The 7441-nt window shown below is 41.9% G+C and carries 8 protein-coding genes; 1 reads left to right on the plus strand and 7 read right to left on the minus strand.

Translation table 11 applies throughout. The annotated features are described in order from the left end of the window. Nucleotides 1–79 precede the first annotated feature (79 nt). Genes Xmir_RS21620 through Xmir_RS21640 form a run of 5 tightly spaced genes read right to left on the minus strand, consistent with a single transcriptional unit; the run spans nt 80 to nt 4103 of the window. Nucleotides 80–325, minus strand: a complete 246-nt coding sequence (locus Xmir_RS21620; protein WP_099116046.1) for an SDR family NAD(P)-dependent oxidoreductase — start codon at nt 323–325, stop codon at nt 80–82. Continuing rightward, complete coding sequence (locus Xmir_RS21625) at nt 318–620, minus strand: hypothetical protein (protein ID WP_099116047.1); 303 nt, start codon at nt 618–620, stop codon at nt 318–320. The genes Xmir_RS21620 and Xmir_RS21625 overlap by 8 nt, the downstream gene beginning before the upstream one ends. Then, nucleotides 617–2113, minus strand: a complete 1497-nt coding sequence (locus Xmir_RS21630; protein ID WP_099116048.1) for an FAD-dependent oxidoreductase — start codon at nt 2111–2113, stop codon at nt 617–619. Before Xmir_RS21630 ends, Xmir_RS21625 begins: the two co-directional genes overlap by 4 nt. Before the next feature lie 12 nt (nt 2114–2125). Beyond that, complete coding sequence (locus Xmir_RS21635) at nt 2126–3364, minus strand: MFS transporter (protein WP_099116049.1); 1239 nt, start codon at nt 3362–3364, stop codon at nt 2126–2128. Between the two features lie 25 nt (nt 3365–3389). Next, a complete protein-coding gene (locus tag Xmir_RS21640; protein WP_099116050.1) occupies nt 3390–4103 on the minus strand; it encodes an AfsA-related hotdog domain-containing protein in 714 nt (237 codons plus the stop codon). A 777-nt stretch (nt 4104–4880) separates the two neighbouring features. On the opposite strand from Xmir_RS21640, the gene Xmir_RS21645 reads away from it, so the two are divergent. Beyond that, a protein-coding gene (locus tag Xmir_RS21645; protein WP_099116051.1) for an IS1 family transposase occupies nt 4881–5575 on the plus strand; the annotation gives its coding sequence in 2 pieces (ribosomal slippage) (nt 4881–5127 and nt 5127–5575; 696 coding nt in all). 177 nt (nt 5576–5752) lie between these two features. Here the strand turns inward: Xmir_RS21645 and Xmir_RS21650 are convergent. Continuing rightward, nucleotides 5753–6025, minus strand: coding sequence for a helix-turn-helix domain-containing protein (locus Xmir_RS21650; protein ID WP_099116052.1), 273 nt, complete (start codon nt 6023–6025; stop codon nt 5753–5755). 254 nt (nt 6026–6279) lie between these two features. Beyond that, on the minus strand, nt 6280–7149 hold the full coding sequence (locus tag Xmir_RS21655) for an integrase domain-containing protein (RefSeq protein WP_099116053.1): 870 nt from the start codon (nt 7147–7149) through the stop codon (nt 6280–6282). Nucleotides 7150–7441: the final 292 nt, after the last annotated feature.

A 7441-nucleotide genomic window follows, 5' to 3' on the forward strand; every position in this document is an offset into this window, starting at 1 on the left:
GGGTGATTGCTTACTGCCTTAAATGGAAGAAGCCATCACTGAAAGTGTTCTACTCAGAAGACGATTTTCCAATGACGGCTTAAACGGAATTCGGGTTAATTAAATTATCCAGAACGCCAAATTTCTGACGGATATATTTAAATAATGCTTTTACCGCCTGCTCATCTATCACGTCAGCCAGAAAGTGATGATAGTCGGTTAATTGCCAGTCTACATCAGAACGACTGCATCCCACGACAATATGTCCCTGAGCCACATAGTGTTCTGCTAGGTACTTGCCAATTCCTTTACGGGTTCCGGTAATTAAGGTAATGGGTTTACGCATGAGGCTGCTCTTCAATTAAATCAGAAATGTAATCAGTCAGTCGACCGACCGATGAAAATGGACTATTTCTAGCGGACATGGATTTCTCATTTGCCAACGTTAGTGAGATGTTAAAATCATCTTCCAGTTTACTTTCCAAATCAGCGATCAGCATGACCAGAGAAATTGAATCAAGATGAGAGTCATGCCTATAAATAAAGCACTCATCACCATTTTCAATTGGTAGTGGCTCAGGCAAGGTGGCATTGAGTTCTATCACCGATTGAATAATAAAATGACGAATTTTATCTTTCATAGTGAATACCTTATGTTATTTTTTTCAATATAGTGAGTAACAACTTCCAGAGTCCCCAAACTTTTGTGAATAGCGACAAAACCGTCAGGGCGTACTAGAAGATATTCTTCGGGTTGAAGTTCGATTTTTTTATCAGAGCCGTTAATTTCGACAAAATATACGGTCAGATGATAATCACTCAAGGTAGTAATTAACTGGGACTTATCATTTTCGCTACGGACAATAAGATGATAATTTTCACCGTCCACGATATCGTAGCTGCTAACACGCGTTCCCTGCTGGATAAGTGAGAGATACGGTAGATATTTTCCAGCTAGGTTCTTTGCTTCATAAATCAGCGATGACTCGATGTAGCGTTGTGCCAGTCCTGAGAATAATTGTGGATACAGCGTTCTTGCATGCTGCCTGTTGTTGAAATTGGGCAACCAGAAACGAGTTTTTTCGCTGTCACGGTCGATACATGCAATAAGGCGTGTGTTGGTATCAGTACTATCACGCAGCATCGCCGCCACGCTGCGCCGCTCTTCTTCGTAGGTATCAAGTAGAGCATCAGACTGTTGCTGACGGATGACTGCGGTCAACTTCCACGCAAGATTCCAGACATCCTGGAAGCCAGTATTCATTCCCAGCCCCCCGATGGGGCTGAAGAGGTGACAAGCATCTCCGGCAAGAAAAATATTGCCTGCTCGGTACTGACTGGCCAGTCGATTGTAAAACTGAGATTTCGATTCCCAGATTACACGCTCAATAACAATGGGCTGCGGGATGTAACGTGACAGCACTGATTGATACTCAGCCAGCGATGGTGGCGAGTTATCTTCCTTGGGGTATTGAAGTACAAAGCGATGGTTACCATCCGCCAGTGGGATAACAATAATAAAGCCCTGCTCGTCGACAAAATAATGTACTTCATTACGTTTGCCCTGCCAGCTGACTTGAGCGTCAAACAGATAAAAATCAATACCGTAGTCGAAACCACTGAAGGTGATACCAGCAAAGTCACGCACTGTGCTGTGGCTACCATCACAACCAATCAGATAGTCACAAGTTAAAGTTACCCCATCAGCGAGACTGGCATTCATACAATCGGAGTTAACATCAATTGCGCTTAACGTAGCGGAACGTCTGATTTCTCCACCCAACTCAATAAAATACTCTTCCAGCAGCCGTTCAGTTTCCGGTTGTGGAATGGCGAGAATGTGCTGATAACAGCTGTTCAACTGGCGATAGTCGATGTGTGAAATTCTCTGTTGATTCCAGTAAATTGAAATATCACTTATCGCTCTTCCTGACCGTTCAAAACGCTCCACCACACCAAGAGAACGTAATAAAGCCAGTGAGGCAGCGTTCATTGACAATGCCTTCGAATGCGTTGAACGAGAAGATCTTTTTTCAATCACCACCACATCAATTCCATTTTTCTTTAACCTGCACGCTAGCAACAGTCCAACAGGGCCTGCACCCACAATTAATACTTGATAATGGTTTTTCATTGCTGCTTTTACCTAGTGAATCGCTTTGCGATTAATTATTCCCAGACGTACCACAAAAAGTAGCCAGCTAATTAACAGCAATAATCCGCCTCCTACCACAGTTACCCGGATATTAGTGGTATCAAGGAAACCGCCCGCTAACATGACTATCAGTGTGGCTAATGCCTGAATGGAACTGATAGACCCCATTATTTCTCCTTGCTCATTCTCCGGCGCAAGATTTGAAATACTGCTTATCAGGCCGGTCAATGCAAACCCCATGGAGGTGACGAAAAGGGTAATGAATATATGCAGATAAATCACATTGCTGACCAGTGAAATGGCTATGACGGCAAGTGATGACACTACAAGTGAATATCGCACCATGCTTTCAGGTTTAGCGACTTTGGCAACGTGTCTTACCACCAGATACTGGAATAACGCATAGGTTGCGCCCATTGTGGCGAGAAAAGAGCCAATCTGAAACGAACTGAAACTATAAATATCCAGCAGATAAGCAGGCAGGAAAGATTCAAACAACCACCAGCCAGCAACAAAAACCGTCCAGATAGCAAATGCCATTCTCAGTTCAGCGTGGCTGTAGGCTTTCGCTATTTGTACCAGACCGGAAAAGATATTTATTTTTTCGTGAGTATGCTTTTCCAATGTATCGGGGTATGCAACCAACGTGTAAATAAATAGCAGAGCAAAGATGACAGTCATAATAACAAACGGAGTCATATATCCGCTGAATTGCCCCAGAGAGAAATTGGTTAGCCAGCCTCCGATTGGCGGCCCTATTACCCAGGCCAGTCCCAAAGCAGTCTGAATCATGGAGAGATTTTTAGTTTTATTGCCCGGCTCGCTGATATCAGCCATGCTTGCCTGTGCAATCGCTACGTTACCCGCCATCATTCCGGCCAGCAAACGGCTAAGCAGCAGTAGCCCCGCCGATGTTTCAACAACCGCATAAGCACTAGCAGCAAAAGCTACAGCAGTGCCTGCTACAGTAATTAGCATCATTTTTCTGCGACCATAAATATCTGACATTTTGCCCAATACAGAAGCACCAAAAAACTGACCAACAGGATAGATTGCAAGGAAAATCCCCAACATAATCACCTTCTTTTGGTGATCCCAACCGTCAGGGAAGAGTGAAGCAGCATCAGAAACCATCATGTGCGGGAATATCGCCACCACCATTCCCAAACCGATAAAATCAAGTAGCGCAACCAACACCAGGTACCCGATAAGACTCGGCTTTTCTTTCACTTTCTTACTCCTCAAATTTACTAATTCAATGCAGATGACTGAGCGATTCTGCGGCCATCTGTTGTTCAATCAAACTTAGATATCCTTTGTCAATTGCGCTAAATTTAATGGTAACGCACAGACATATAATGCTGTTTTGCATTACTGTGATAATACATTCAGCGGTAAAATCCCCCCTTAATCCTCTGCGAAAATGATTGATAGCCATTTCCATGCTTGATGCCACCGGAAAGAGATATTCTTTAAATTCAGAATTCATCGCATGCAGAACAAACGATTTTTCACTACTGGTCTTAATAAGAAATCGTTCAGAGACGGAATTAACCATCTGCCGACATGCCTCAAGCAAAACCATACCTTGGATATGCTGGCCGGTTACGTGGTCCGCCATTTCCGCGCAGCTGTCATCAATCAATAAATTACATTGATATGAGTTTTCCCCTGTTTTAATGGTTTCAGAAATAAGAATATTTTCCGCTTTATTTTTATGTGTATTCTGAGGTGTTTCTCTCAGCAGATGAGTTTGATTAAGCAGTAACATCTTATCAGTATCACCATGACACAATGAATTTTTAAACTCCTCAATATCTTCTTTAGAAAGCCCTTGGCCAAAAATAACTTGATAATTATCGTCACATTTAGCGGCGGAAAGAAATTTCAACGCCTGAGTAAACGTAAATACATTATCGTTTTCACTGAATTCAGCAAAACGATCCCCCACAACGACTATATCAGCCATTATCTTTCCTTTAACCTCATCATTAATTAATAATCAATGCCGCGTGTTAATAATATGTAGCATTGATTGTTGCAATTTAATTTACGTTCACTAACAATCATATCTTGGATGAAACTAATAATTGGGATTTAATTCCTCAGTCAATAAATTTATCTTTAGATGCACTTTAAGAATATATCCCTTGACTTAATGTTTAATAAACTCGTTCATTCAGTATGCTATAGGCCATTGTTATATGGTTCCATATCATAGCTTTTTATTTAAGAAAATCTTTTTCACATAGCATTAACCTATTGCTAACAATTGAATTGAGCAAGTACAAGAAATATCATAATTACTGAACCTTTATTGATAACAATAGAAAGGGTAGACTCAATTTATTTAGGAGTCATATCTATTAGAAATATAAAGATCAATCATTTATGTAATAAATGACAGTTATTTTAGAAGTAAATTAATCGCTTGGATATTTTATTAATTCCTTAAAAGATATCATGTTTGTATATAAATAAGTTCTATGATTACAGGTGTTTTCAAAATCTACATTAGCTTAATACCTTACCAATCAAATAATGGATTTTATTTTAAACCTCATGGCAATAATATTAAAATCAATAAAGCATCAACAAAGAGATGATTAGGGCAACCACATGAAAGGTCACATATTATTCATGTTATAAAATTCGATTTATAATAACTTATTAGAAATCGAATTTTTGGTCACGCATTCAACCTATTGATAGTTGTGTATAATCGCCATTTTTTCGGATAAATCAGATGGCAACAGTTGAAATAAAATGTCGATTTTGTCAACAAACTGAGTCGGTGAGAAAACAGGGTACAGGCCGAGGTGAACGTCAGCGTTATCGTTGCCTATCCTGCCGTCGTACTTTTCAGCTTGAATATGCTTATCGCGCTTGTCAGGCGGGTATAAAAGAGCAAGTTGTCGATCTTGCAATGAATAATGCCGGCATCCGTGACAGTGCCTGGGCACTGCATATTAGTATTAATGCCGTCGTTCGCGTTTTAAAAAACTGTCCCCACGATGTATAACCCCATTACCGCTGGAACATGTGGAAATTCAGCTCATCTGTGAAGTCAATGAGATGTGGTCATTTGTCGGAAATAAAAAACAACAACGTTGGTTATGGTATACTTGGGAGCCTCGTCTGAAGCATATTATTGCGCACACCTTCGGCAGGCGCAGCAAAAAGACATTGAAGAAACTACTCAAGAAATTATCGTGCTTTAAAGTGGTTTTTTGGTGTACCGATAATTTCAAGGCTTACAACATGTTGCCCACAGATAAACCCCTCATCGGAAAAAGTTTCATACAACGGATTGAACGTGAAAACCTCACCCTCAGAAACCGAATTAAGCGACTGAATCGTAAAACATTGGGTTATCCAAAATCACCGGAAATGCATGACAAAGTCATCGGGACTTTTATCGAAAGAAAATATTATATTTAAGGTAAATCAACAAATTGAATACGTGACCCATTTGTGATTCATTCTTATTGGATATCTCAGGAATAATAAATTATATAATCTTTCCTGAAAAATTAATATGTATTCAATAAGCAAAGATGAAAAATAATAAGTGGGGTGATTAATTACCCTCCCCACATATAAATATGTTTTTATAAATTAGACATCTGTGAAATTGGAATATTTTCTAGCTTTTCTTTCAATAAGTTGGCCACACATATCAAAATACCGACTAGGCCAGATTTCTGAGGGATGAATACTGAGATAGTTAGCAATTATCCATTCTCCTTTAGGCCACTGCCTGCTGAGTGCATTTGCTAATGTTGATGAACTAAGTCCCGCTTCACGAGAAAGAGCTGCTAAGGTCGTACCACGCTTACGTAGTGCAGCAATAATATCGGCTTGATGCCAGTCGTTTCTAACGTTATTCATTCCTACTACCCCTTCCATTAATTAATCATTGATGGTGGTGATTCAGACAGGGTTCGCGGACCGGCGCTTACTCCGGCGAGGCATAGCCTCCCCCGCCTGAACCACCATAGAAGAGGTGATAGCAGGCACACTGGTAAAGACTCTTACCAGTGTATAAGCGCACAAGGCCGCGACGCCTTGACCATTGGTATTTGCCAATGGCGTGACTACTTTAACTGATTGTTTTATCTAACTCAATAACCGAACGACTAAGTTTAACGACTATAAACCCACTCAACATAACGCCCGCGACCATCACCATGCCCCAAATCCATTGAAACCAGTGCCCTTGCCTCCTGGCGGCTAAAACCATTCTGCTGGTAAAAATTCAGTGCATCCTGAGCCCACGCATAGCGCAGACTATGAGGAGAGTGACAGCCGGTTAAACCAATCTTTGTGGTATGTGTTCGCCAGTAGTTCATGGCCTGTCTGAGATCGGGCTTATCAATCAATCTACCGCCGCGTTGTTCTGCAACAGCAATTGCTTGCTCAACAGCTTCTTTTACCGCGGCAACATCCAATACACGGGTTTGTCTTGGTCGGCCGCCTTTTGTACCGAAGACAATATGCAGTTTCGGCTCTGGCTGTTCTAATTGTTTTCGCCAACTTTTCAGTGAAGCACTACATTGCACGGCTTCCTGAGAACGTAATCCCAGCAAGCGGGCCAATTTCAAGGTGACGGCAAATCCGGCATCACGTTCAAGTGCTTTCTGATAAACAACCTGAAACGTAGTATCAGGGATCGCCTGTTTCGTTCCGGCTCGGCTGGTTCCGCTTAATCCCAATGCCTGATTGCTCAGGCGTGGCGAGGTTTCTAATTTTTCCCTGCCTGCCATGCGGAAAATGTTACGCAGTGCGGACATTTCATTTTGCACTGTTCTCTTTGTAATACCCTGAGATAAACGGGCAACAACGTAATGCTCCACGTGCTTGGCTTTCAAATTCTTAAGGCTTCTCACCTGAATATTCAGGCTCAATAACAACGCACCCACGCGCCCAGCAATTCGAATGCGATCATGGCAGGTTTTGTGGCTGCCGCCTGCCTTCCGGGCAAAAAATTTTAATTCTTTAATCAATCGACTCATTGGTTTCCCCTTGTGGATGTTTGACAACATGCGATCTCTGGCGCGCGACCATTCTGGCAAAACAGAAAATAACTGCCTTGCCCTTGATCGATATCTGTGCGCCAGAGTGAACGCAGGTTGAGGTATTGCGGGGTATCGGTTGAGTACGCTGTACTGCCGCCTGTATGAACAGGTCATCCCCACCGGCATAAAGCCATATATGGACGCCCCCGGTTGTGCAAGCATTGAGTCGATACGGTTTGCTACCATATATCCGGCGTCATAAAGGACTTATTTGCCCGCGCCATGATGT

The organism is Xenorhabdus miraniensis, from assembly GCF_002632615.1.

Excerpts from the sequence above, each read along its gene's own strand:
- Xmir_RS21620 (WP_099116046.1), bottom strand. The coding sequence starts at position 325 with ATGCGTAAACCCATTACCTTAATTACCGGAACCCGTAAAGGAATTGGC.
- Xmir_RS21625 (WP_099116047.1), bottom strand. The coding sequence starts at position 620 with ATGAAAGATAAAATTCGTCATTTTATTATTCAATCGGTGATAGAACTC.
- Xmir_RS21630 (WP_099116048.1), bottom strand. The coding sequence starts at position 2,113 with ATGAAAAACCATTATCAAGTATTAATTGTGGGTGCAGGCCCTGTTGGA.
- Xmir_RS21640 (WP_099116050.1), bottom strand. The coding sequence starts at position 4,103 with ATGGCTGATATAGTCGTTGTGGGGGATCGTTTTGCTGAATTCAGTGAA.
- Xmir_RS21650 (WP_099116052.1), bottom strand. The coding sequence starts at position 6,025 with ATGAATAACGTTAGAAACGACTGGCATCAAGCCGATATTATTGCTGCA.
- Xmir_RS21655 (WP_099116053.1), bottom strand. The coding sequence starts at position 7,149 with ATGAGTCGATTGATTAAAGAATTAAAATTTTTTGCCCGGAAGGCAGGC.